Genomic DNA, 24,575 nt, shown 5'->3' on the forward strand with positions numbered 1-24,575 from the left:
CTGAGGGCTGCCGGCCGTATTCGGTGTCACTGTGCGGCACTTCCGTTCGTCGAGGTGGCAGGGGACGTCGAGGTGGTGGAGGACAGAGCGGACGACTCGTCGGTGAAGGTCGCGGGCACGGCCCGGCCGTCACCGCCCAGGGCGAGGACTTCGTCGAAACCGGCGAGCAGACACCGGGCCAGCAGCGCCGGATCGGTGATGGCCGCGCGGTCGTAGCGGGTGGTGATCGTGCAGTAGCCGGACCGCGAGATCAGCACGACCATCATCGCGACCCCGGGCAGCGGCCCGAGCCCGTACTGCCGCAACACCTTCGCTCCGGCGATGAAGGTGTCCCCCGCGTACACGGGCACGTTGCTAGCCTGAACGTCGGAGTTCACGATGGAGCCGGCCATCGACTCCAGCACGCTGTCGGGCAGCAGGGAGACGACGGGGGCGATCGCGCCGACCATGTCGAGCGCGCGCTCGTCGCGCTTGCGCGTCATCTGGGTCCTGATGTTGCGGATGCGCACCGCCGGGTCGCTCAGCCCGATCGGCGCGGCGAGGTTCACCCCCGCGAAGCGGTTGCCGCCCGCCGGGTCCGCCTCGGACCGCAGGTTCACCGGCACCGCCATCGGCAGCGTGTCCACCGGAACCCCCTTGGCCTGGTGGTAGCGCCGCAGCGCGCCGCACAGCCCCGCCAGGTAGGCGTCGTTGATCGAGCCACCCGCGGCTTTCGCGGCGCGGTGCAGGGCGCCGAACTCGATGTCGATGGCCTCGCTGCGGCTCGACAGGCTGCGCCGGCGCAGCAGCGGCGAGGGCGGGGCCACCGGACCGATGACGCGGGCGCCCGACATCGCGTAGTCGATGACGCTGCCCAGCCGTGAGACCGGGTCCCGCACGACGTGCCCGACCGCCTGCGCGGCGCCGAAGAGCGCGTCGCGGACCCCGCCGGCGATGGTGCCGGGCAGCCGGTTGAACCCTTGGCGCATCAGATCATTGGGCGACAGGTCGGCCGGGATGGGCAGCGGCGCGGTGTCCTGCGGCGGCGGATCGCGTTCCAGGTCGTACAGGTTGGCGAACATCTCGACCCCGCCCACGCCGTCGGTGACGGCGTGGCTGAGATGGACCATCAACGCGGCCTGTCCGTCGTGCACCCCTTCGATCAGCGTGGCGGTCCACAGCGGGCGGGAGATGTCGAGCGGCGACTGGGCGGCCACCTCGGCCAGATCCATCACCTGGCGCAGGGTGCCCGGTTGCGGAACGCGCACGCGGCGCAGGTGGAAGTCGAGGTTGAAGTCGGGGTCGACCACCCAGCGCGGCGCGGCCGTCGGCAGCGTCGGGGTGACGACCTTCTGCCGCAGCCGCAGGACTTTGCGGGAGGCGTTCTCGAAGCGGGCGCGGAAGGTGTTCCAGTCGGGAGTCGTGTCGAGCAGTTCGACGGTGAGAATGCCGGAGCGGGTGCGCGGGTTGGCTTCGCCACGGTGCAGGATCTGATCGAGGGGACTGAGTTCCTCCGGGAGTCCGGCAGCGTCCACTTCCGGCGCATTGCTCATGGGCACCACGCTAGTCGGCCGCTCCGAGACGCGGAGCGGCTTTAGGGCCTGCGCGCGATACACTCGCCGGGCGTTGCCTCCGTAGCTCAGTCGGATAGAGCAAGAGCCTTCTAATCTCTAGGTCGCAGGTTCGATTCCTGCCGGGGGCGCTTTCCTCTCACGGACACATCGAGTGTGCGGAAATTGACGGCCGCACTCGCGATTCACGTCAATATCCGCACACTCGGCGCGCTCTGTCGTGTCAGACCGCCATGGGCAGAGGGTTCGGTCCCTGGTTGGTGCCCTGCGACGTCGTCGGCAACGACACCTCCACGCTCTTGATGTTGACGAACCCGAACTGGGTCAGGTTCAGGAACGGGGTTGCGGTGGTGAAGATCTGCAGCTCCAGGTCGCTGGCCGGGGTCATCGTGTAGGCGATGTCCTCGAGGTCGATCTCCACCTGCTGGTCGCGCCCGTTGAGCGTGACCGGCACCGGCGAGACGATGTTGCCGACGACCAGTCCGGTGCTCTTGTCGAGGACCTGGGCGTAGATGTGCCGGCTGGTGCCCAGGCCGCTGTAGTCGATCACCACGTGCGGCGCGCCGACGACGTTCGCCTCCCCCGACGCCGGATTGTTCAGCTTGATGGTCACGGCGTTGGTGGCCTCCGAACCGTTGCCGTACGAGTAGGGGGCCGGAGCCAGCGGCCCGGGACCCGATCCGCCGATGATCGGGATGATCGGCAGCGTCTTGCCGATGTTCCACGTCGTCGACGGCACCTTGCTGATGGCGTCGTAGAAGTCGTCGGCGGTCGGCCGCACGGTCGAGGTCCAGCGGTCGCCGTTCTGGTCGGTCCACTCGAAGGCGTTCGGATCGGCCGGGATGAGGTCCTTGACGTAGGTCTGCATCCATTTGACGGATTCGGTTAGCGTCCACACGCTGTCGGCGGTCCCGTTGCCCTGCCCGGGCAGGCAAGTGCCGTGGCCGCCGCAGAACCAGATCAGCTTCACGTTCGGGTTGTCCGCGAGGTAGCCCAGGTTGACGATCGACTGGTGCAGCGGGAACAGCACGTCGACGGTGCCCTGGAAGATCAGGGTGGGCGCGGAGATCCCGCGTACCGTCTGGCCCGGCCCGCTGTTCTGCAGCAGCTGGATCTGGCTGGGGGTCAGAACGCCCAGTGTGGCGCCGGTCAGGATGCCGCCGTAGATCTGCGGGTTGATCCTGGCCCTCGTCTCCACCAGTCCGAGCAGCAGAATGGCCGAGTACGTGGTCCGGAACGCGTTGTGCGGGTACAGCGAGTCCGGCAGTGTGTTCCAGGACCACCCCGGGGCGATCGCGTCCACCCGGTTGTCCCCCGCGGCGGTCACCCACTGGATGCCGCCGCCGTAGGACACGCCGACCATGCCCATGGTCGGGTCGTTCGCCTTGTCCAGTTCGACGCCGTTCTGGGTCGCCACCCAGCTGATCAGCTCCGACACGTCCTGGCCCTCGTACTGAGGGCTGTCGAGTTGCAGGACGCCGCCGGAGGCGAATTCGCCGCGCGGGTCCCACGTCACCACGTTGTAGCCGAGCGAACGGAACGATGAGACGAACGGGTCGGCGGGGTCGGTGGCGCCCGCCTGTGCCAGGCCCGGCCCATTGAAGATCGTCTCGAAGCCGGGATTGCCGTCGATGTCGGGGAAGTTCGTGTCGATCGCCGGGAAGAAGTTGGTGCTGATCTGGGTGCCGTCCCACGAGGTGACGAACGTCGTATAGGCGACCGGGGTGTCCGTCACGCCGCGCAGGTCGTCGATGTTGACCTCGATGTTCTGCAACTCCGCGGTGCCGAGCAGACCCGAGAGGACGTTGGCCTGCTGCAGGGCCTGAACGATCGGAGTGATGAGTGTCCCCCCGATGATCGGCAACCCGGTGATGGCGTCGGTGAACTTCGTGTTCTGCGCGACGAGCACCGAGAAGGTCTCGATTCCCGACGGGCCGTTGCTGGTGTTCTCGTCGGCGAAGGGCAGGAAGCGGAAGGCGCCGGTCGTGGCGTCGAGGGTCAGCTTGCCGCCCTTGCTCGGGCCGTCCTTCAGTGTGTAGACCGAGCCGTCCGGGGTGGTGCAGGCGGGGCCGCTGACGGTGCAGCCGACGATCACCCCGGCGGCGACGTCGACCGAGTAGGGCGGGATCGCCAGGGTCTGCACCTGTGCCGCTTCGCGCCGCGCGCCGGCTAGTAGGACGAGGTCGGATAGCGATCCGCCGATCGGCGCGCTGCCGTTGTTCGAGGAGTCCGGGTCCAGCACGCGGTTCAGCGCGGCCAGGAGTCCGCCCACCACCGTCGTGCGCGGCGCGGCCGGCGCGGAGACCTGGGTGTCGTCGGTGACGAGTGCCCCCGGCGGCGTCCACAGAGAGGTGACGGTCTTCGGCGCCGCCTCCGCCTCGCGGCCCGCGACCACCCGCGGGCTCTTCAGCCAGGCCAGACCGCGGGCCCTCTCGACCGACGGCGCCGCGGCACTGGTGTCCGCAGCCTCCGTCGATGCCGACGAATCCTGTTGCGCCGGTGCGGATTCCTGCTCATCGGCGGATTCGCGATGCTTGCGGCGGTCGCTGGGCCGGGCGGCGGGCGCATCGGCTTCGGCATCGGCTTCCGAGTCGGCACGGTCGGCGGCGCGCTTCTCACGCTCCGCGGCAACCCGGTCGACGATGTTCTTGACCGTGTCGGCGAGCGACGTGCGGTCGGTGGTGCGGTGCTTACCGAGCGGCTGCCTGTCGAGGGTCACCGTGTCGTCACGCGTCGACGAAGCCGGCGAGCCGGCGTCGACCGACGACGGAGCCGACGTGTCCGTGTCATCGGCGTAGGCCACGCCCTGGCCCGTGAGGATGGCCGTTCCGACGCCCAGGGCAATCGCCAACCCGCCGACCCGACCGACATAACTTGCAGCACTCATGACTACGCCCTCCGTCAGCAACACTCGAAACGGGGCAGACACTACGCCGAGACCGCGATGATCAATGCCGATTCGGGCAATCGACTTATGACGGCGTCAATTGTCCGAGGCTGCCACTTGCGCCGCGCGCACACGTGCACCGCCGCAACGTCATTGGCGCCGACGGCGTCCGGACTGACGACGTGGTTACGCGGGCAGTGAACGCCCCTGTCCACGGCATCCGTTTCATGGAAGCGTCGGCCGGGTGGCTGTGATCAACACTTCGCTCCGGCATGACATCGACGGCACCTCTTACGACGCGGTGCTCGCGCACGACGACTCCCGCACGGCAGCGCAGACCGTGCTCGTCGTTCACGGGATGGAGGGCCGCAGCGACCTGCAACTGGAGTTCGCCGGCGCGCTGACCGAGTGGGGCTACCAGGCTGTTGCCGTCGATCTCTTCGGCGAGGAGGTGACCCGCGGCGGCATGGACGCCACCGGTGCCGAGATGGCCCGCTTTCTCGACGACCGCACCGCGCTCGCGCAGCGACTGGCCGCCGTGTTCACCGCGGTGACCGCTGCTCCGCAGGTCGCAGGCACGCAGCTGGCGGCGATCGGGTTCTGCTTCGGCGGCCTGTGCGTGCTCGACCTGGCGCGGGCGGGCCATCCCCTGGCCGGGGTCGCGAGCTTCCACGGACTCCTGACCCCGCACCCGACGCTCGGGCAGCGCGACGTCCACGCGCGGGTGCTGGTGCTGCACGGCTGGGACGATCCGTTCGCGCCGCCGGAGGACGTCGTCGCGCTGGGCCGGGAGTTCTCCGGCCGCGGGATCGACTGGCAGCTGCACGCCTACGGCGACACCGCCCACGCGTTCATGGCGCCGTGGGCCGACGACCCGTCCCGCGGCATCCTCTACAGCGAATCTGCCTCGCGGCGGGCCTGGACCACCCTCGGCCACTTTCTGCAGGAGTGCTGGGACACCGACGCCGCAGCACACTGACGATGCGTTGCCACGAATGCACCCCGCCGCGCTACTCTGCTAGGGACGTGACGGGGAGGCTACGTTGACCAGGGGCAAATTTCGTGGGGCGGCTGTGGGGGTCACGGCCGTGGGTATCGCGGCGGCCGTCGGGGGTGTCGCGGCCACCCAACCGGCATCGATCGCGGCACTGTCGGTGGACCTGGCCGCGCTCATCGTCGTCGGGAGTTCCACGCATCCGGACGGCGCCGGCAACGAGGACTTCTTCGGGGGCCTGTTCAACCAGGCTCCCTACAACCCGGGCGGCCAGCCCGGGCCGGACCTGATCCCGATCGACTTCCGCGGTGGCCCGGCCGCCATCGGCCAAGCGCTGCAAGCCAACTCAGGCGAGGACAACGCGGTGCTCGCCTCGGGGTGGGGTGCCGCCAACGCGAGCCTGGTGCTGTCGTCGTTCGACCGGCGGAACGACCCGGCGCTGCCCAAGACGGTGTTCGTGCTCGACAACAACGTCTCCCGCCCCGACGGGGGCTTCGGCACCCGGTATCCGCTCTTCGCGCTCATCGGGGTCAACCCGTTCCCGACTCCGACGGACACCGCGGCGGCCGCGGTGATCGACATCGCCTATCAGTACAACTACAACTCGAACGCCCCCGCCGACCTGTTCAACGTCCTCGCCCACGTCAACTCGCTGGTGGCCTACCTCTACGGGTATCGGGACCAGTCCGAGATCGCGCTGCCTGTCGGCGCCGACGGCACACCGTCCGTCTCGTGCGGCAGCGCCAACACGTGCGCGGTGCTGGCCAGCGGTCAGGTGCAGCCGTGTCAGGACGCGCGCTGCCAGTCACCCGCCGAGGACCGCGTCACCGCCTACGTCACCACGCGGGGCAAGACCACCTACGTCACGTACACCACCGATCAGCTGCCGTTGGCGCGGCTGATCCGCGACGTGGTGCCGTTCGGGAACACCATCGCCGATCTGACCGAACCCATGCTGAAGCTCCTGGTCGATTCGGCCTACTACGACGGCAATCCCATCCCGTCGGACCCCAGCCGCTACCGACCCGCACGGTTGATGCCGTCGATCGGCGAGCTGCTCACCACGGCCGCCAAGATGCCGGGCGCACTGCGCGAGGGCGTGGAGGCGGTATCGGAGCACGGGGTGCGGCCGGCCGTCGAGCACCAGGACCTCGCACCGGCCGCGCGGACCGAGCAGCGCCCCGACGACTCCGCCGAGACCGCCCAGGTCACAGACGAGACGGACGCGACCGACGAGAAGCCCGCGAAGCGCACCGCCGACCGCACCGTCAGGCGAGGCAAAGCCGTTGAGCGCGAGAGTGATTCGGAGAGCGCTCACGACGGTCCGGCCGACGTCGACGGCGGGAAGCCCACCGAGTCCCGCCCGACTGAGCCCACCCGTGACAGCGCCGCGCCGGCTGTCAGCTCGTCGTCCGCGGCGACGACCGGGGACTGACCCTCAGGAATTCTGGCTGATCCACTTCGCGGTGAAGCGCTGGATCACCGAGAACTGGGGAACCATCAGCCGGCCGATCATCCCCTCGATCTTGCCACCCACCAATGGCACCTTGAAGTCCACGGTCGCAGTGCATTTCAGCCGCGACCCCTGATCGGCAGGGGTCAGCACCGCGATCCCCCGCCCGGAGCCCGGCGCGCCATAGGTGACGATGCCGACGTCCCCGTGCACGAGTCCGTCGTCGGCAGGGCTCCACGTCTCCTCCTGCACCACTCGCCAGTTGCGGGGAAAGAACTTCTTCAGCGCGGTCGGCAACCCGTCGGGATGCAGGTCGTGCAGGATGACCACCGACACCGACCCGTCGGGTCCCACGTCGAGCGCATCCAGCTTGCCCATGCCGCCGAACGCCTTCATCCGCGCCCGCCAGTACTCCTCCTGCGAGAACGCCCAGTAGATCTCGTCGACGCTGGCCTGCGAGTCGACCGAGAAATCGATCGAGCGCGTCACGGCCCCACCGCGCCGATGCCCGCGCCGCGCACCGCGGCGCCCCCGACAGATCCATCCACCATGCACTCCGCCGTTTCCGACTGCCCACAGACGACATCTCGTCGCGAAGAAACGGTACTCCAAAACCACGATTCCTGACATCAACGTCAAAAAACGGATTACCCTCGCGGCATCACATGAGCACGTCTGCGCTGGATGTGGCCCACAATTGGAGAGCGGGCAGGGGCGCGGCAAAAACGTTGTGTTCCAACGGGCTTCACCCCGGGACCCATGCTCGAACCTGAAGAGAGGCACCGGGGGTGGGTGAAGGGGCCCATGATCTAGTCGTCGCCGACGCCGCACCGGGTACCGCCCGCGGCGGCGGGATCTTCGGCCGGGTGGGCGACGTGGTCGTGCGGTGGCCGTGGATCGTGATCGCCGTCTGGATCGGCCTCGCGGTCGTGCTGCCGCCGCTGTTCCCCACCCTGGTGGAGGCGACGCAGAAGCAACCGGTCTCCCCTCTCCCCGCCGACGCACCGTCGATCGTCGCGACGCAGCAGATGGGGGCGGCCTTCGACGAGTCCGGCTCGGAGAACGTCCTGCTGGTGCTGCTGACCGACGAGCGCGGCCTCGGCAAGTCCGACGAGCAGGTGTACGGCACCCTCGTCGACCGGCTGCGCCGCGACAACGAGCACGTGGTGATGATCGAGGACTTCGTCAGCACGCCGGCGCTGCGCCCCGGGCTCACCAGCGAGGACGGCAAGGCCTGGCTGATGCCGATCGGGCTGGCCGGCGAATTGGGCTCCCCCGAGTCCTACGACTCCTACACCCGGGTCGCCGACGTCGTCAGGCACACCGTCGAGGGGTCGACGCTGACCGCCAATCTGACCGGTCCCGCCGCCACGTTCGCCGACTCGCTCGATGTCGGCACGCGGGATCAGGTGAAGATCGAGGCCGCGATCATCGCGTTGCTGCTCGCGATCCTGCTGATCATCTACCGCAAACCCGCGACGATCATGCTGCCGCTGGTCACCATCGGCGTCTCGCTGGGCATCGCACAGGCCGCCGTGGCCGGCGCCGCCGTCCTCGGACTCGGGGTGTCGCCACAGACCATCACGCTGCTCAGCGGCATGATGGCCGGCGCAGGCACCGACTACGCCGTCTTCCTGATCAGCCGCTACCACGACTTCGTCCGCGCCGGACAGACCTCCGACGACGCGGTCCGCAATGCCCTGGGATCCATCGGCAAGGTGATCGCCGCCTCCGCGGCCACCGTGGGTGTCACCTTCATGGCGATGACCTTCGCCCGCCTGGAGCTGTTCGCGACGATCGGCCCCGCGCTCGCCATCGGGATCGCGGTCGCCTTCCTCGCCTCGGTGACACTGCTCCCGTCGATCATCGTGCTCACCGGACGCCGCGGGTGGGTGGCCCCGCGCCGCGACCTCACCTCCCGGTTCTGGCGCCGCTCGGGGATCCGCATCGTCCGGCGCCCGGTCACCAACCTGGCCGCCAGCCTCACCGTGCTGATGCTGCTCGCCGGATGCGTGCTCTTCGTGAAGTTCAACTACGACGATCGCAAAGCGCTGCCCGACAACGTCGAGAGCTCCGTTGGGTACCTGGCGCTGGACCGCCACTTCCCCGTCAATACGACCATCCCCCAATACCTTCTGGTCCAGTCGCCGCGCGACCTGCGCACCCCGAAGGCGCTCGCCGACCTGGAGCAGATGGCGCAGCGGATCAGCCAGCTGCCCGACATCGCGGCCGTGCGCGGCATCACCCGGCCGAGCGGAAAGCCCCTGAAGGAGGCGAGCACCACCTTCCAGGCCGGCGAGGTCGGCTCGAAGCTGGACAACGCCTCCAGCCTGATCCGGGACAGGACGACCGATCTGGACAAGCTCGCCTCCGGGGCCGATCAGCTGGCCGACGGACTGAAGACGTTGCGCGAGCAGGTCACGAAGCTGATGTCCGGCCTGACCGGGATCCTCACGACGATGCAGACCATCCAGAATCAGTTCGGCGGCGCGACGACCCTCGGGCAGCTGGGTGACCCGCAGCTGGTGAGCAACATGCGGGCGCTGGGCGACTCGATGCAGGCGATCTTCGGCGACATGACGAAGAACTTCGCGTGGATCGATCCCGTGGTCATCGCGCTCGACGGCAGCCCCTACTGCAACGACACCCCGCTCTGCGTCAGCGCGCGCGACCAGTTCCACCGGGTGCAGGCCGCACGCGACGACGGCAGCCTGCAGAAGCTCGTCGACCAACTCCAGTCGAGCGGGCCGGCGTCGACCCTGACCCAGACCGTGACCAAACTCAGCCAGTCGATGAAGTCGCTGACAGGGTCGATGGGTTCGCTCGGGCTCGGCGGAGCCGGCGGCGGGCGCGGACAGTCACCGCTGGGCAACCTCGGGGGCATGCAGGAAGGTCTCAAGTCACTGGCCGATGGCGGCCGTCAGGTCGCCGACGGCGTCGCACAACTGGTGGACCAGACCAAGAAGATGGGCACGGACCTCGGCGACGCGTCGACGTTCCTGCTGACGATGCGCAACAGCGCAACCTCCCCGTCGATGGCCGGCTTCTTCATCCCGTCGCAGGTGCTCGACTCGGACGACTTCAAGAAGGCCGCCACCTTCTTCATCTCCCCCGACGGACACGCGGCGCGCTACCTGATCCAGACCGACCTCAATCCCTTCGGGACCGACGCGATGGATCAGGTCATCGCCGTCACCGACACCGCCCGGGGCGCCCAGCCGAACACCGAACTGGCCGACGGCTCGATCTCGATGACCGGGTACCCGGCGACGCTGCGGGATGCCCGTGACTACTACGACCACGACATGCGGTACATCGTCATCGTGACGATCGCCGTGGTGCTGTTCATCCTGATCGCGCTGCTGCGCGCGATCGTCGCACCCGTCTACCTGATCGCGTCGGTGATCCTGTCCTACCTGGCCGCCCTGGGCCTGGGCGTGGTGACCTTCCAGTTCCTCCTCGGCCAGGAATTGCACTGGAGCGTACCGGGGTTGACGTTCATCATCCTGGTGGCGATGGGCGCGGACTACAACATGCTGCTGATCTCGCGGATCCGCGACGAGTCCCCGCGCGGCATGCGCTCGGGCGTGATCCGGACCGTCGGCGCCACCGGGGGTGTGATCACCGCCGCCGGCCTGATCTTCGCGGCGTCGATGTTCGGCCTGCTGTTCGCCAGCATCAGCACCATCATCCAGGCCGGGTTCGTCGTCGGCACCGGCATCCTGCTGGACACGTTCCTGGTCCGGACGGTCACGGTGCCCGCGATGGCAGTGCTCGTGGGACGGGCGAACTGGTGGCCGTCGCGGTGGCGGCCGCGGCCGCCTGCGTCACGGGCGCGCCAGGACCCGGTGCCGGTTCCCGATCCGGTGTGAGCGAGGAGGCCATCGTGGCGAACAAGGTGGATTTCACCGGCGTGCAGTGGAAGTCGGTGGAGTGGACCAATTTGTGTCTGCTCTACCTCCGGGCCCATGAGAGCAAGCTGGCCCGGCCGATCCTGGGCGACCATGTCGCCGCTCAGGACATCGAGCGCATCGACTACGACTTCCCGCGGATGCACCGGGCACTGCACCCGGACACCAACCAGTTCATGGTGGCCCTGCGCAGCGCGCAGTTCGACGCGATGATCGACGTGTACCTTGACCGCCATCCGGAAGCGTTGGTGCTGCACCTCGGGTGCGGATTGCACAGCCGCGGGCTGCGGATGGCACGGCCGGACGGTGGTCCGTGGTACGACGTCGATCTGCCCAACGTCATCGCACTGCGGCGGCAGTTGCATTCCGAGACCGAGCGATACCGGATGGTCGGCTCGTCGGTGACCGATCCCCGATGGGTCGAGGAACTGCCCGTCGGAGGCCCGGTGCTGATCGTCGCCGAGGGGCTGCTGATGTATCTCACCCTCGACGAGGTAGCCGCGCTGCTGCACCGACTGCTCGACCGTTTCGACAGTGGCGAGCTGATCGCCGACTACCTCTCACCGTGGGGTCCGCGGATGTCGAAGATCTTCACCGCCGGTCTCATCAAGTGGGGCACCCGGGACGGCGCGGAGGTCATCCGGGCGGAACCGCGGCTGAAACCGGTCGACAGCAGCCCCATCATGGCTGGGCACGAGAGGATTCCGCTGTCTCGGCAACGGTTGCTGTACCGACTGCAGTACGCCCTTCCCGCGGTCCGCGAGTACGACCGCATCTACCGCTACACGTTCGACAACAGCCCCACCACTAGATGATCTAACGAATTGCGCTGTGCGCCAGCGACACCCGCCGGAATTAGCCCGTTGTCTCCAATATTTCTGTCACACAGCGCGTCTCATCGATCGCCGCGCGAAGTGACCGGCGCCACGGCCCCGGGGGCGGTTAGCCAGCGGGGGACGACGGGCAGGGCGCCGACCCATCGGCCCAGCACGGTGTGCGCGCGGGCGGGTCCTCTCCGGCCGACCCGTCGGGCGTCGCTGAACACCCGAGATGCGGGCGGAATTCGGCGTCGTGCGGCGAATTCCGCAAACCGCTTCCCCGGCCCGGTCCCGCCCTCCGGGAGCCGGTCGCGCCGCCGCCTGAGCCTTGCCTCACCTGGATCTCCTGTCCTGGACACAGTCCAGTTCTTGAGGACGCAAGATGTCCGGCGGGTCACGTCTCAGCGAACTTCCTGTCCTTTTCCTGAAACTCCGTACCGGCACCGCCTCCTGCAGTAACGTTCCCGTCAATTGATCCCTCGAGGGGAGGTCGAACGAGTCGATGAGCACCAATCCGTTCGACGACGACAACGCCGACTTCGTCGTCCTGGTCAACGACGAGGAACAGCACAGTCTGTGGCCCGTCTTCGCCGATGTGCCCGACGGCTGGCGCGTCGTGTTCGGGGAGGCCGAGCGCGCGGCGTGCCTGGAGTACATCGAAGCGAACTGGCCGGACATCCGGCCGCGGAGCCTGCGCGAGAGGCTCGCGAACACCACGGGCTGAACTGCTCGGCCGACTGAAATGGGGGCTGTCGGATGGGGCTTCATCATCGGGGAAGCCGGGCACGTCCGCCGACACGACGACAACGAGATAGCGCACCTCTCCCGGGATCGGGTCACCCCGGGAAACCGTCACGCGCACAGAGGCGTCCGCGCGACGGTCACCGACCCGTCGACGCAGGAGTGATCAGCGGTGGATGACTCGGGTGGTGCGGTGTCGATCGCCGTCATCGGAATGGCGTGCCGGCTGCCGGGCGGCATCGATTCGCCCGAGCGCCTCTGGGAATCGCTGATGCGCGGCGACGATCACGTCACCGAGATCCCCGCCGACCGATGGGACGCCGAGGAGTACTACGACCCCCAGCCCGGGATCCCCGGCCGATCAGTGACGAAGTGGGGCGGATTCCTCGACGACGTCGCGGGATTCGATCCCGAGTTCTTCGGGATCAACGAGCGCGAAGCCACCGCGATGGACCCCCAGCACCGGCTGCTTCTCGAGATCTCCTGGGAGGCGATGGAGCACGCCGGGATCACCCGCGAGATGATGACCGATTCGCTGACGGGTGTTTTCGTCGGGCTCACGCACGGCGACTATCAACTGCTGGCCGCCGATGCGGACGCCGTCGAGGCGCCCTACGGTTTCACCGGCAGCAGTTTCAGCCTGGCCTCCGGGCGGATCGCCTACGCGCTGGGATTGCACGGCCCCGCGATGACGGTCGACACCGCGTGTTCCTCCGGCCTGACGGCGGTGCATCTGGCGTGCCACAGTCTGCTCGACGGCGAGAGCGACCTGGCGCTGGCCGGCGGCGCCGCGGTGACGCTCGACCCCCGCAAGTTCGTCGCCGGCTCGGCCGAGGGCATGCTCTCCCCGACCGGGCGGTGCCACGCCTTCGACGTCGCGGCAGACGGATTCGTCTCCTCGGAGGGCTGCGCGGTCCTGCTGCTGAAGCGACTGCCGGACGCCGTGCGCGACCGCGACCGCGTCCTGGCGGTGATCCGCGGCACCGCAGCCAACCAGGACGGCCACACCGTGAACATCGCGACCCCGTCAGCCGCCGCGCAGGCCACCGTGTACCGCAGGGCGCTCGCCGCCGCGGTCGTCGACGCCCGCACCGTCGGGATGGTCGAGGCGCACGGGCCGGGCACGCCCGTCGGTGACCCGATCGAGTTCGCGAGCCTGGCCGATGTGTACGGCGTCGAGAACGCCTGTGCCCTGGCGTCGCTGAAGACGAACTTCGGACACGCCCAGTCAGCCGCGGGCGCACTGGGTCTGATGAAGACCGTGCTCGCCGTGGGGCACGGCGTCGTCCCCCCGAACCTGCACTTCACCCGGCTGCCCGACGCGATGGCGCGGATCGACACGAAACTGTTCGTGCCGCAGCAGATCACGCCGTGGCCGGTCGGTGGTGACCATCCCCGCCGGGCGGCCGCGTCGTCCTACGGGCTGTCCGGAACCAACGTGCACGCGATCATCGAGCAGGCCCCTGACCAGGTGCCGGCGCGGGAGTCCGGGCCGCGGCCGGGTGAGCGTCTGTTCCCGCTGTCCTCGACGTCGGCGGACGAATTACGCCGTACCGCAGAGCGGTTGGCGAACTGGCTGGCGACCCACCGGGACGTCGACCTGGCCGACCTCGCGTACACGTTGACCCGGCGCCGCACCCACCGTCCGGTCCGCACGGCGGTGATCGCCCGCGGCAGCGACGACCTGATCCGGGCACTGTGCGACGTGGCCGACGGCGACACGCCCTACCAGCCGGCCGTCGGGCAGGACGACCGCGGACCGGTGTGGGTGTTCTCCGGCCAGGGCTCCCAGTGGGCCGGCATGGGCAGCGAACTGCTGGCCACCGAACCGGAATTCGCCGCCACCGTGGCCGCTGCCGAACCGTTGATCGCCCGCGAGGCCGGATTCTCGGTGACCGAGGCGATCACCGCCCCGCAGACGGTGACCGGTATCGACCGCATCCAGCCCGCGCTGTTCACGATGCAGGTGGCGCTGGCCGCCACGATGCGCGCGCACGGTGTCCGCCCGGGCGCGGTCATCGGTCACTCGCTGGGCGAGGTCGCCGCAGCCGTCGTCGCAGGCGCCCTCGATCTGGCCGACGGTGTGCGCGTCATCTGTCGTCGGTCGCGGCTGATGTCCCGCATCGCCGGCGCCGGTGCGATGGCCGCCGTGGAACTCCCTGCGCAGCAAGTGCTCTCCGAGTTGGTCACCCGCGGCATCGACGACGCCGTGGTGGCGGTCGTGGCGTCTCCCCAGTCCACCGTGATCGGAGGCGCCACCCAAACGGTGCGCGAGCTGATCGCGGCGTGGGAGTCGCGCGAGGTGATGGCCCGCGAGATCGCCGTCGACGTGGCGTCGCACTCACCCCAGGTCGATCCGATCCTCGACGAGCTCACCGCGGCGCTGGCCGACGTCGGCCCGAAAGACCCGGAGATCCCCTATTACTCGGCCACCCAGTACGACCCTCGCGAGCACCCTGTCTGCGACGCCTCCTACTGGGTGGACAACCTGCGCAACATGGTCCGCTTCGCACCCGCGGTGCAGGCGGCGCTCGAGGACGGCTTCCGTGTGTTCGCCGAACTCTCGCCGCACCCCCTCCTCACGCACGCCGTCGAGCAGACAGCCCGTGGATTGGACATGGCACCGGCCGCGCTCGCCGCGATGCGCCGCGACCAGTGCCTGCCACACGGGATGCGGGCGTTCCTCGGGGATCTCCACAGTGCGGGCGCCGCCGTGGACTTCGCCGTGTCGTGCCCGGACGGTCGCCTGGTGGACGCGCCGCTGCCCACATGGACGCACCGCCGCCTGATGTTCACCCGAGGCACCCAGGAGTCACCGACGCACGGCGGCCGCACGCTCTCGGTGCACCCGCTGCTCGGCGCGCACGTGCAGCTGCAGGAGGAACCCGAGCGCCACGTCTGGCAGGGCGAGGTCGGCACAGCCGCGCAGCCGTGGCTGGCCGACCATCGGATCCGTGACGTGGCGGTGCTGCCGGGCGCCGCGTACTGCGAAATGGCGCTCGCGGCGGCCACCGCCGTGCTGGGCGACGCCGTCGAAGTGCGGGACCTGCGCTTCGAGCAGGCCCTCCTCTTGGACGAGCAGACCACGGTGGGCGCCTGCGCGGTGCGTCGCTCCGACGACGTCGCCGAGTTCTCCGTGCAGACCCATCAGGGCGGCGAGCAGGCACGGCAGGCCACCGCGACCCTGGCCGTCAGCACGGCCGACGCGCCACCGCCGCACGACCTCGGCGCGTTGCGCGCCGCCCACCCGGACACCGAGGACGGGGCGTCGGTGCGCGCGCGGCTGGACCGGCGCGGGGTGCACTACGGGCCGGCGTTCGGCGGGCTGACCGCCGTGCACCGCAGCGAGGACCGGTCCACGGTGCTCGTCGAGGTCGCTCTGCCCGGCGCGATCCGCTCCCAGCAGGATGCCTACGGCATCCACCCCGCTCTCCTGGACGCCTGTTTCCAGTCCGTGGCGGCCCATCCCGAGGTCGCCGCCCTCGGCGACGACGTGCTCGCGCTGCCGCTGGGCATCCGCCTGCTGCGGGCCGGCGGACCGGTCCGCAATGCCCGCTTCTGCCTGGTCCACGTCACGCGCGTGGACGGTACCGGGGTCGACACGGACCTGGACGTCCTCGATGACCGCGGCGCCGTGCTGCTCACGGTCCGCGGACTGCGGCTGGGCACGGCGCTGTCCGAGGCCGGCCACGCCGAGAAGGTGTTCGCCGAGCGGCTGCTGACCATCGAGTGGCGCCGCCGCGAGCTGCCCGAACCCCCGGCGGGCAGTGTGGGGAGTTGGGTGCTGATCAGCACCGCCGCCGACGATGCCGTCGCGGGCGCGCTCGCCGATGCGATGAAGGCCCAGGGGGCGCACTGTGTCCCGATGTGCTGGCCGCTGCGGGACGACCACTGCGAGCACCTCGTTCAGCTGGCCGCCCACCTCCGCGGCGGCGCCATCCGCGGCGTCGTCGTCCTCACCGGGCCGGCGGACCAGCCCGCAGACCGGACGCCGGAACGGGGCCGCGACCACGTCGCGCACCTCACCCGGATCTGCCGAACCCTGTCGGAGGTCCGTGACGATGCGCCGCGCCTGTTCGTCATCACCCGCGCCGCACAGACCGTCGTCCCGGGCGACGTCGCGAACCTCGCGCAGGGCGGGCTGCGCGGCCTGCTGAGGGTGATCGGCACCGAGCATCCGCATCTGGGGGTCACGCAGATCGACGTCGACGAGGCCACCGACTCCGGGCAGCTCGCCCGGCACCTGATCGGCGGATCCGACGAGGACGAGACCGCGTGGCGGGACGGCGCCTGGTACGTGGCGCGACTGTCCCGCACGCCGCTGCGCCCCGACGATCGCCGCACCGCCGCGGCCCACGTCGACCGCGACAGGATCGGCCTGGCCATCCGCACACCCGGCGATCTGGAGTCGCTCGAACTCGTTTTCGCGGAACGGATTCCGCCGGGCCCGGGACAGATCGAGGTCGCGGTCACCGCGTCGAGCATCAACTTCGCCGACGTTCTCGTCGCGTTCGGTCGCTACCCGGCCTTCGACGGGCGGCTGCCCGCTCTCGGAACCGATTTCGCCGGCATCGTGTCGGCGGTCGGCCCCGGGGTGACCGGCATCGTGGTCGGCGACCGCGTCGGCGGTCTGTGCGCGGACGGCTGCTGGTCCACCTTCGTCACCACCGACGCCTGCCGTGCGGTCCGACTTCCCCAGGGCCTCACCGAAACGCAGGCCGCCGCGTTGACCACCGCCCACGCCACCGCCTGGTACGGACTGCACGAGCTGGCCCGGATCAGAGCCGGGGACAAGGTGCTGATCCACTCGGGCACCGGTGGCGTCGGTCAGGCAGCCATCGCGATCGCCCGAACCGCCGGTGCGGACATCTATGCGACCGCCGGTAGCGAGGAGCGCCGGGAGATGCTGCGCACCAGCGGAATACGTCACGTCTATGATTCCCGCAGCCTGGATTTCGCCGACCAGATCCATCGCGACACCGACGGGTACGGCGTGGACATCGTGCTCAACTCGGTGACCGGTGCCGCACAGCGGGCGGGACTGGAGCTGTTGGCGTTCGGTGGACGGTTCATCGAGATCGGCAAGCGTGACATCTACGGTGACACCCGACTGGGGCTGTTCCCGTTCCGGCGCAACCTCGCCTTCCACGCCGTCGACCTCGGCCTGCTCGCCTTCAGTCATCCCGACCGGTTCGCCGATCTGCTGCGCACCGTGTATCAGCGCACCGCCGACGGTGTGTTGCCGATGCCGCAGAGCACGCTGTTCCCGCTCGCCGACGCCGCGACCGCGCTGCGCATGATGAGCGGCGCCCGCCACACCGGCAAGCTGGTGCTCGACGTGAGAACGCCTGCCCACCACCAGGTCACCGTGCCGCCGGGTCAGGCGCGCGTCGTGCGCGCCGACGGTGCCTACGTCATCACCGGCGGTCTCGGAGGGCTGGGTCTGTTCCTGGCCGAGCAACTGGCGGCAGCCGGCTGTGGCCGCCTGGTGCTGTCGTCGCGCTCGCAGCCGACGCCCGAGGCACAGGAGGTGGTCGAGCGGCTCCGAGCGGCGGGAACCGAGGTCGCGGTCGACTGCGGTGACATCGCCGCCCCCGCGACCGCACGGCAGCTGGTGGCGACGGCGACGGCCACCGGGCTGCCCCTGCGGGGGGTGCTGCACCTGGCGGCTGTGGTCGAGGACGCCACGTTGGCCAACATCACCGACGAGATCATCGACCATGACTGGGCACCCAAGGTGTACGGCGCGTGGCACCTTCACGACGCCACCGCCGCCGAGCCGCTGGACTGGTTCTGCTCGTTCTCCTCCGCCGCGGCACTCGTCGGCTCTCCGGGGCAGGGCGCCTATGCGGCGGCCAACAGCTGGCTGGACGCCTTCACCCACTGGCGTCGGTCGCAGGGGCTCCCGGCGACCTCGATCGCCTGGGGCGCCTGGGCGCAGGTGGGCCGGGCCGTGGAGTTCGCCGAGAGATCTCAGGCCGCCATCGCCCCCGACGAGGGTGCCTACGCCTTCGACACGCTTCTGCGCCATGACCGCGCCCACACCGGCTACGCACCGTTCGCGGACAGTCCATGGTTGACCGTGTTCGCCGAGCGGAGTCCCTTCGCGGAGGCCTTCCGCGCAGGCGCGGCAGGGGTCACCGGCTCGAGCGAGCTGCTCGCCGAGCTCGAGCAGCTGCCTGTCGACGAGTGGCCGGCCAGGCTGCGGCGCCTGATCTCCGAACAGGTCGCCCTGATCCTGCGACGCGGCGTCGACCCGGACCGGCCGCTGTCCGGCTACGGCCTGGACTCGCTCGGTGCACTGGAACTGCGTACCCGCATCGAAACGGAGACCGGAATCCGCATCTCGTTCACCGACGTCACCACCATCACCATCCGGGGTCTCGCCGACATGCTCTGCGGCACATTGGCGTCCGCGGAAGCGGCCTGAGATCGAGGGGCGCCGATGACGCACGACGACCTGCCGCTCACCCGCGGTCAACTCGACATCTGGCTCGCTCAGGAGACGGGGCGTTTCGGCACCGAGTGGCAGCTCGGTCTGTTCGTCGAGATCGACGGCCCGGTGCAGCGGGGACCGCTCGAATGGGCGATTCGCCGCGTCGTGAAGGAAACCGAACCGATCAGGGCGACGTTCACCGAGCGCGATGGACGCGTCTCCCAACAGGTCGTCGATCAACCGCCCGCGCAGCTCGTTTTCCACGACCTCACCGCCGCAGCCGATCCCGCCGGGGAGGCCTTCGCCATCGCATCGCAGATCCAGCGCACACCGATGCCGTGGAGCGGTCCGCTGTTCTCGTTCGCGTTGTTCAAGACCGGTCCCGCTGCGTTCTACTGGTTCTCCTGCTGCCACCACATCATCGCCGACGGGTTCGGTATCGCGCTGATGGGCCATCGCATCGCCGCCGTGTACTCGGCCGTCGTCTCCGGCTCACCGATTCCGCCGCCCTTCTTCGGATCGCTGCGCGACCTCGTCGACATCGAGGAGGCATACGTTGCCTCCCCGGACTACCGCGAGGACGCCGCCTTCTGGGCCGAGCACATGCCGGCCGACCCCGAACCGGAATGGCCGCCCGATGACGAGAGCACCGCCGTCGATCCCCGCCCCTCCGCCCCGATTCCCCTGGACCGCAGGGTGCTTCGCGGGGTGCACGATCTCGCACGGGCGTGGCGGCTGCCTCGGTCGTCGATCATCACCGCCGCCTGTGCGCTGCTGGTCCGGAGCTGGTCGGGCGGTGGTTCCGAGGTGGTGCTCGACTTCCCGGTCAGCAGGCGCGTCGACGACCGGTCCAAGGCACTGCCGGCCATGATGTCCGGTGTCGTCCCGCTGGTCCTGCCGGTGCCGCCCGGTGCGACCGTGGCGGAGTTCTGCACCCTGGTCGACACCCGGATCACCGAGGTGCTGGCGCACCAACGCTTTCCGGTTCAGGGCCTCGCCGGGCGGGTCGCGGTGAACTTCATCCCGTCGGTGTTCACCCTCGATCTCGGCGGCGTCAGCGCGTCCGCGTCGTACACCAGCTCCGGTCAGATCCGCGGGTTCGGATTGTTCTTCTCGGCGGCCGGTGACGACCTCTGTCTCAGCACGGCGGGCGCCGGGCACCCGCTGGCGAACCGGGACGTGGCGGATCTCGCGCGCGGCATGCAGAGGCTGTTGACCGCGATGATCGCCGATCCGGACGCCACGCTGTCGTCTGTCGATGCGGCCGGATGGGCGCGGGAAGACGATCCGGACCGCTGGAGCAACCGCCGGATCCTCACCGAAACCGCTGCGGCGGCGACCATTCCCGATGCGTTCGCCGCCCAGGTCGCGCGCACCCCCGATGCGATCGCACTGACCGGCGACGGCCGGGCGTGGACGTACCGCGACGTCGACGACGCGGCGAATCGCTTCGCCCAGGTGTTGTCCGCGCACGGCGCCCGTCCCGGTGAGTGCGTGGCACTGCTGATGAACCGCTGCCCGCAGGCCGTGGTCGCGATCGTCGCGATCCTCAAGACGGGGGCGGCCTACCTGCCCATCGACCCCGCGCATCCACAGTCGAGGCTGGAGTTCATGGTCGGCGACTCCGCTCCGGTCGCCGCGGTCACCACGACGGCGATGGCGCCGCGGTTCGCCGGTTGCGGACTGCCGGTGGTCGATGCCGACCACCCGTGCGCGGGCGACCTGCCGTGCGCACCGCTCACCGGGCCGGCCCCCGACGACGTCGCTCACATCATCTACACCTCCGGAACCACCGGTGTGCCCAAAGGCGTTGCCGTCACGCATCACAACGTCACGCGGCTCTACGACAGGATCGACGTCGGCACGGACCTGTGCGCCGATCAGGTGTGGACGCAGTTCTTCTCCTACGCGTTCGACTTCTCGGTCTGGGAGATCTGGGGCGCCCTGCTGCACGGCGGGCGGCTCGTGGTGGTCCCCGAGTCGGTGGCACGGTCGCCCAACGACTTCCAGGCACTGATGACCCGCGAGCACGTCACGATGCTGGCGCAGACACCGTCGGCGCTGGCGGCTCTGAGCCCGGACGGCCTCGCGTCGGTATCGGTGTTGGTCGGTGGCGAGGCATGCCCCGCCGAGGTCGTCGACCGCTGGGCGCCGGGCCGGAATCTCACCAACGTCTACGGTCCCACCGAGACCACCATCTTCGCGTCCGCCAGTACACCCTTGGCTCCCGGTTCGGGCGTGCCACCGATCGGGGCACCGGTGTCCACCGCGGCGCTGTTCGTGCTCGACGGGTGGCTGCAGCCGGTACCGGTCGGTGTGGTCGGCGAACTGTACGTCGCCGGCCGCGGCGTCGGTGTGGGATACGTTCGGCGGCCCGGCCTGACCGCGTCGCGGTTCGTGCCGTGCCCGTTCGGCCGCCCCGGGGACCGGATGTACCGCACCGGGGACCTGGTGCGGTGGGGCGCCGACGGCCAGTTGCACTACCTCGGGCGGGCCGACGATCAGGTCAAGATCCGCGGGTACCGGATCGAACTCGGCGACATCCAGGCAGCGCTGGCGACGCTCGACACGGTCGCCCAGGCCGCCGTCGTCGCCCGGGAGGACCGCGCCGGCGACAGGCGGCTGGTCGCCTATGTCGTCGAATCCCGTGCCGGTGCGGTGGATCCGGGATCCGTACGGGCCGCACTCGCCGACCGGCTCCCGCCGTACATGGTGCCGGCCGCCGTCGTCGTGCTCGACACCCTGCCGTTGACGGTCAACGGGAAGCTCGACACGCGCGCCCTGCCCGCCCCGGAGTATGCCGACGGCGGGTTCCGCGCCCCCGCCACCGCGGTCGAGGAGATCCTCGCCGGCATCTTCGCCGACGTGCTGGGCGCGGCCAGGGTGGGAGTGGACGACTCGTTCTTCGATCTCGGCGGCGACAGCATCCTCGCGATGCGCCTCGTCGCGAGCATCAACAGCTCACTGGACGCCGCGCTCGCGGTGCGCGACCTGTTCGACGCCCCCACGGTCGGGCTGCTCGCGCCCCGGCTCGGCGCCGGCGCCGGCGGACGCCCGGCTCTGGTCAGAGCCGCGCGGCCGGACGTGATCCCGCTGTCCTTCGCGCAGAGCCGGTTGTGGTTCCTGAACCGCTTCGACGCCGGGGACGCGACCTACAACATGCCGATCGCGCTGCGCATCGACGGAGCACTCGACGTGGCCGCGCTGCGCGCCGCGATGTCCGATGTGGCGGCCCGCCACGAGCCCTTGCGCACCGTCTTCCCCGACACCGACGGCGTGCCGCGCCAGCAGGTGATCCCGCCGGAGCAGGCCGACATCGGGTGGGAGGTCGTCGACGCGGCAGGGTGGACGCCGGCCCGGCTCGATGCGGCGCTGCAGCGGGCCGCGGCTCACGTGTTCGATCTCACTCGTGAGATTCCGCTGCGCGCCACCGTGTTCCGCATCGACGACACCGAGCACGTCGTCCTCGGGGTGGTCCATCACGTGGCCGCCGACGGGTGGTCGGTCGGTCCGATGCTGGCCGACCTGAGTCAGGCCTACGCCAGCCGGTGTGCGGGCGCGGCGCCCGGATGGGCCGAGTTGCCGGTGCAGTACGTGGATTACACGCTGTGGCAACGGGAGCTGTTCGGCGACCTCGACGACGCCGAGGGCGTGATCGGGCGGCAGGTGGCGTACTGGCTGGATGCGCTGGCAGGGATGCCCGAGCGGGTCGCGCTGCCCACCGACCGGCCGTACCCGGCGATCGCCGACGGCCGCGGCCAGACCGTGGCCGTGGAGTGGCCCGCGCAGGTGCAGCAGCGGATCCGGGACGTGGCCGCCGAGCACAACGCCACCGCCTTCATGGTGGTGCAGACCGCGCTCGCGGTGCTGCTGTCGCGGCTGAGCGCGAGTACCGATGTGGCGGTGGGCTTCCCGATCGCGGGACGCGACGAGCCCGCGCTCGACGATCTGGTCGGTTTCTTCGTCAACACGCTCGTACTCCGGGTCGACCTGGCCGGGGACCCCACGATCGCCGAGGTGCTCGACCAGGTCCGCCAGCGCAGCCTGGCCGCCTACGAGCACTCCGACGTGCCGTTCGAGGTGCTCGTCGAACGGCTCAACCCGGCGCGGACGCTGAGCCATCATCCCCTCGTTCAGGTGGCGGTGTCCTGGCACAACGTTCCCGGACCGGCCGATTCCCCCGCCGCCGGACTGACCCTGGGCGATCTCGAGGTGAACCGGTTGCCGGTGGACACGCACACCGCGCGGATGGATCTGTCGTTCTCGCTGTCGGAAAGATTTTCCGACAACGGGGATCCACAGGGCATTTCGGGCACGGTGGAGTTCCGCACCGATGTCTACGACTCCAACACCGTGACCGCGATCGTCGACCGCCTGCACCGCGTGCTGACCGCGGCGATCACCCATCCGCAACAGCGCGTGTCGGCCGTCGACATCCTCAGCAGCGCAGAGCGCGTACACCTCGGCATCGCCGGCAACGTCGCGGCGCTGCGCGGGCCCGGTGATGACGCCACCTCGGTGCCGGAGCTCTTCGCCGCGCACGTCCGACGGACCCCCGACGCGGTGGCCCTCACCCACGGCCCGCGGTCGGTGACCTTCCGCGAGCTCGACGATGCAGCGAACCGGTTGGCGCACCTGCTCATTGCCCACGGGGCGGGGCCCGGCCGCACGGTGGCCGTGCTGTTCGACCGCTGTGCCGACGCCGTTGTCGCGATGGTCGCGGCACTCAAGACCGGCGCCGCCTACCTCCCCCTCGATCCGGCCCACCCCGACCGCCGGCTGCGGTTCATGATCGACGACAGCGCTCCGGTCGCCGCGATCACCACCGCGGCGCTGAGGGCCCGGCTGTCCCGCACCGACCTCACCGTGCTCACCCTCGACAACACGGACCTCGGCGGGCAGCCCGGCACGCCGGTGTGCGCGGCCACCGGCGATGACATCGCCTATCTGATCTACACCTCCGGTACCACGGGAACGCCGAAGGGTGTCGCGATCACGCATCGCAACCTGGCCCACCTCGCCGAGTCCTCCCCGCCCGAGCTCGGCCCCCACCAGGTGTGGACCCAGTGCCACTCCTACGGATTCGACTTCTCGGTGTGGGAGATCTGGGCGGCGCTGCTCGGCGGCGGACGACTCGTCATCGTCGACGAACAGGTCGCAGCCTCACCGCCGGAATTCCACACGCTGCTGAAGAACGAGCGCGTCACGGTGCTGACCCAGACCCCGTCGGCGATCACCGCGCTATCAACCGACGGGCTGGACGGCGTGGCGGTGCTCCTCGGCGGGGAGGCCTGCCCAGCCGACGTCGTCGACCGCTGGGCTCCGGGCCGCGTGCTGATCAACGCCTACGGTCCCACCGAGGGCACCGTGTACGCGTCCATGAGCGCACCGCTGAGCGCGGGGTCGGGGCCGGCGCCGATCGGTGGGCCCGTGCCAACCGCTGCCGTCTTCGTGCTCGACGATCACCTCCGTCCCGTGCCGCCCGGTGTGACCGGCGAGCTGTACATCGCCGGGCAGGGCGTCGGGGTGGGCTATCGCCACCGCGCCACTTTGACCGCAACCCATTTCGTGGCCTGCCCGTTCGCGCCGGCGGGCAGCCGCATGTACCGGACCGGCGATCTGGTCAGCTGGGGACGCGACGACCAGCTGCGCTACCACGGCCGCGCCGACGACCAGGTCAAGATCCGCGGCCACCGCATCGAACTCGGCGAGATCCAGAGCGCACTCACCGCGTTCGACGACGTCGACCAGGCCNCGGCCGCGCCGACGACCAGGTCAAGATCCG

General features: G+C 69.9%; 10 protein-coding genes and 1 tRNA gene. 8 read left to right on the forward strand and 3 right to left on the reverse strand.

All coding sequences use genetic code 11. The features are described from left to right. Positions 1 to 26 precede the first annotated feature (26 nt). A complete protein-coding gene (locus MCHLDSM_RS28530; RefSeq protein ID WP_048473185.1) occupies positions 27 to 1,532 on the reverse strand; it encodes a wax ester/triacylglycerol synthase family O-acyltransferase in 1,506 nt (501 codons plus the stop codon). Positions 1,533 to 1,607: 75 nt separating this feature from the next. Here MCHLDSM_RS28530 and MCHLDSM_RS28535 point away from each other — a divergent pair. Then, a tRNA-Arg gene (locus MCHLDSM_RS28535) sits at positions 1,608 to 1,681 on the forward strand. Positions 1,682 to 1,773: 92 nt separating this feature from the next. On the opposite strand, the gene MCHLDSM_RS28540 is transcribed toward MCHLDSM_RS28535, so the two are convergent. Beyond that, positions 1,774 to 4,437: a CocE/NonD family hydrolase gene (locus MCHLDSM_RS28540; RefSeq protein WP_048473186.1), complete on the reverse strand. Its 2,664-nt coding sequence runs from the start codon at positions 4,435 to 4,437 to the stop codon at positions 1,774 to 1,776. A 244-nt stretch (positions 4,438 to 4,681) separates the two neighbouring features. Here MCHLDSM_RS28540 and MCHLDSM_RS28545 point away from each other — a divergent pair, with 244 nt between their 5' ends. Next, on the forward strand, positions 4,682 to 5,416 hold the full coding sequence (locus tag MCHLDSM_RS28545; protein ID WP_053083117.1) for a dienelactone hydrolase family protein: 735 nt from the start codon (positions 4,682 to 4,684) through the stop codon (positions 5,414 to 5,416). Positions 5,417 to 5,525: 109 nt separating this feature from the next. Beyond that, positions 5,526 to 6,866 (forward strand): PE-PPE domain-containing protein, encoded by a 1,341-nt coding sequence (locus MCHLDSM_RS28550; RefSeq protein WP_234714230.1) that lies wholly within the window; start codon positions 5,526 to 5,528, stop codon positions 6,864 to 6,866. Between the two features lie 3 nt (positions 6,867 to 6,869). On the opposite strand, the gene MCHLDSM_RS28555 is transcribed toward MCHLDSM_RS28550, so the two are convergent. After that, entirely contained in the window at positions 6,870 to 7,373 is a 504-nt protein-coding gene (locus tag MCHLDSM_RS28555; protein ID WP_048473187.1) for a DUF2505 domain-containing protein, read from the reverse strand. A 410-nt stretch (positions 7,374 to 7,783) separates the two neighbouring features. Between MCHLDSM_RS28555 and MCHLDSM_RS28560 the strand changes: the two genes are divergently transcribed. The 5 genes from MCHLDSM_RS28560 to MCHLDSM_RS38645 form a co-directional block, all read left to right on the forward strand. Further along, positions 7,784 to 10,756 (forward strand): MMPL/RND family transporter, encoded by a 2,973-nt coding sequence (locus tag MCHLDSM_RS28560; RefSeq protein ID WP_048473387.1) that lies wholly within the window; start codon positions 7,784 to 7,786, stop codon positions 10,754 to 10,756. Between the two features lie 11 nt (positions 10,757 to 10,767). Beyond that, positions 10,768 to 11,610: a class I SAM-dependent methyltransferase gene (locus MCHLDSM_RS28565; protein WP_048473388.1), complete on the forward strand. Its 843-nt coding sequence runs from the start codon at positions 10,768 to 10,770 to the stop codon at positions 11,608 to 11,610. Positions 11,611 to 12,115: 505 nt separating this feature from the next. Further along, positions 12,116 to 12,337: an MbtH family protein gene (locus MCHLDSM_RS28570; protein ID WP_048473188.1), complete on the forward strand. Its 222-nt coding sequence runs from the start codon at positions 12,116 to 12,118 to the stop codon at positions 12,335 to 12,337. Positions 12,338 to 12,526: 189 nt separating this feature from the next. Next, complete coding sequence (gene pks2, locus MCHLDSM_RS28575; RefSeq protein ID WP_048473189.1) at positions 12,527 to 18,784, forward strand: sulfolipid-1 biosynthesis phthioceranic/hydroxyphthioceranic acid synthase; 6,258 nt, start codon at positions 12,527 to 12,529, stop codon at positions 18,782 to 18,784. A 15-nt stretch (positions 18,785 to 18,799) separates the two neighbouring features. Then, positions 18,800 to 24,544, forward strand: a 5,745-nt coding sequence (locus MCHLDSM_RS38645) for a non-ribosomal peptide synthetase (RefSeq protein ID WP_048473389.1), incomplete at its 3' end; no start/stop codon positions are given. Positions 24,545 to 24,575 lie beyond the last annotated feature (31 nt).

Origin of the sequence: Mycolicibacterium chlorophenolicum, from assembly GCF_001044235.1 — a bacterium.
Lineage (GTDB): Bacteria > Actinomycetota > Actinomycetes > Mycobacteriales > Mycobacteriaceae > Mycobacterium > Mycobacterium chlorophenolicum.